This window comes from Novimethylophilus kurashikiensis (genome assembly GCF_003112435.1).
Lineage (GTDB): Bacteria > Pseudomonadota > Gammaproteobacteria > Burkholderiales > Methylophilaceae > Novimethylophilus > Novimethylophilus kurashikiensis.
In genome coordinates this window covers 1-2,176 of sequence record NZ_BDOQ01000015.1, presented here as the reverse complement: position 1 = coordinate 2,176, position 2,176 = coordinate 1, and the positions used below count along the sequence as shown (strand labels likewise).

Genomic DNA, 2,176 nt, shown 5'->3' with positions numbered 1-2,176 from the left:
CATTATGCGCAGTTGTTTTCGGTTTTTTTGCGAGGTTGTTTGCGGCTATTTTCGGAAGAAAATTTCCGATACTTTACGTGTAACTGGCACGTAAAGTATTTCCCGCGTCACGTTCCCGGCTGAGCTCATACCCTTGCGCCGGACGGCGGCGCAACCCTGCGGGCTTCGGGGCGGCATGAGCTCATGAGGCACGCGGGTAACTCCGTCTAGGCGGCAGAGCCGCCAAGTCTACGTAATCCGGCTGAGCCGGACTCGAATCGCCCGCTACGGACTGGTACAGGGTGCTGGAACAGTCTGCAAGCGGCGTAGATCAGCAAGGCGGCCGGCAAGATCAAAACATCGCGCCATTGCAGGTTGTTTTCAGGAGGTAAATAACGGCCCTCGAGGTGCCAGCGGCTCAGCTGGCTATGCGGGCCGTGCGGGTAGTTCTCGCTAATGACCTGCTTCGTGTCATAGGCGGCATACAAATCCATGGCGCGAAACGTCCAGCGATCGGCACTGATCTTGTCGAGGTACATCACATGGGCGATGTGAACCTTGGGTAAGCGTAGCGGCTTGCCCTTGGTGTTGAAATGTTTGTAGAGGCGACCGATCACCGGAATGTTGATCTTGGACAGATTAATCACCGGTACGTGATACTCCATCAAGGTATCAATGAGCTGCTTATCAACGGCCTCAATACTTTGCACCAGAAAAATAATGTCCCAGCCAAATTTACGGGCATGGACAAACCAGTCAATCAGGTCTTTTCTGCCCTTGTCATTCCAACTGCGTGAATTCAACCAGGTGACAAGTTCATCCAGTACGAGAAGGCCATTATGTTCCTCATCATAATCATCCGAAGGCTTGCCCTCCCCTAATGCGTAGAGATCGGCGGCTGTAGGGCGGTCTGGAATGCGAATGTAAGAGACTTTCGACCTAGGGTTGGTGCAAAGCTTGTCTAGATAAACATCAAGATTGCCAGCGATCTTGTTGCCATTCGCAGCGTAATCGCGGATGCGTTGAATGGCCGCAAGGGACTTACCTGCTCCGAGTTTTCCGGTAACAAAGTAGACGGCCATGATCAAGCTGCCGTATTGAGGGCGTTGATCTTGCGCATTGCGAAGCGATACGCGGCCTTGCAGGTCTTGGCGCTAAGTATCGCACTGACACAGCCGACCGCGTTCGATGGCACGAACATCCCGAGGAAAGCGCTCAGCCACGCAGGCATCAGAATGGTAGCGGCAATGATGGCAATAAACTGTTTCATACAGACAATGAAGGCTGCGGTAACAGCTAGGAAGGCAACGATAGTGGCACCACTGATAAGACCTTTTCGGCCGACGAGTTCGATAAAAGCACCAAAGAGATTGCCGAGTAGGACAAATATAAGTTGCATGATTTATTCCTCCGTAGTGATACGAAACACTTGGAATATGGAAAGAAGAGCAGTTATCCAGCCTATGACCTGCATAATCATTTCTATGTAGGGACACCAGTTGAAGCTAAAGGAACGGGTAAGAATCTGTCCCGTCCATGGGGTACAGCTGCCCGGTGTTGGGATGAAGGGCGTTAGCAAGTTTGCAACTTCCTGAAACATGCCCTCAGTCTCATCAGACTGAGTGTTGTTGATCTGGTCTACTACGTAGGTCGATGGGATATGAGCGGCCTGCTGTCCATAAGTCTGGTCGCCGTTGCCAGTAGTGCCGTCTACGTTAAGTTTTCCCTTGATATCAGTGGCGTCAGTGTGAGCAGTGGATGCAGCTGCATTAATGGCTGAGGTGACGCCATTAACATCGGAGTGCGTAGCAAGGTTGGAAGTATCGGTTGCAGCAGGCGCAGGCGAGGAAGTTGAGCCAGCAGTACCTATGCCTTGTGTAGTCTGGCCGTTGACACCCGTGACTTTGCCAGAGGAATCATAATTAATGACAGTGGTTGTTGTGGTGTTGTTGTTGTAATTATAAATATTGGTGGTAATGGTCGTGGAACCGTCCGAATTGGCTGTGACTTCCTGTTTCCCGCCAGCATCCTGGTTGGTTACTTTTGGGCTTGCAACGGTGGTTTTAGTATTGGCTGCACAGTCGGGATCGGCTGCGTCAGCCGTATAGCTTGTGCCAGATCGGGCAATGGTACAGATGCCGTCAGCCGGTCGGGCGACTTGAGCGGCATTAGTTAGTGTACAAGTCTGGTTTGGGGC

3 protein-coding genes are annotated in these 2,176 nt (G+C 51.8%); all 3 read right to left on the bottom strand.

Annotated elements, in window-relative coordinates:
* Positions 1–206 precede the first annotated feature (206 nt).
* The gene (locus NMK_RS13895) at positions 207–1,061 is read right to left on the bottom strand and encodes a zonular occludens toxin domain-containing protein (RefSeq protein ID WP_109016370.1); all 855 of its coding nucleotides are present in this window, start codon (positions 1,059–1,061) and stop codon (positions 207–209) included.
* Positions 1,062–1,063: 2 nt separating this feature from the next.
* Positions 1,064–1,378 (bottom strand): DUF5455 family protein, encoded by a 315-nt coding sequence (locus tag NMK_RS13890; RefSeq protein ID WP_109016369.1) that lies wholly within the window; start codon positions 1,376–1,378, stop codon positions 1,064–1,066.
* Positions 1,379–1,381: 3 nt separating this feature from the next.
* The coding region (locus NMK_RS18550; protein ID WP_181376293.1) for a hypothetical protein at positions 1,382–2,176 on the bottom strand (795 nt) is incomplete at its 5' end.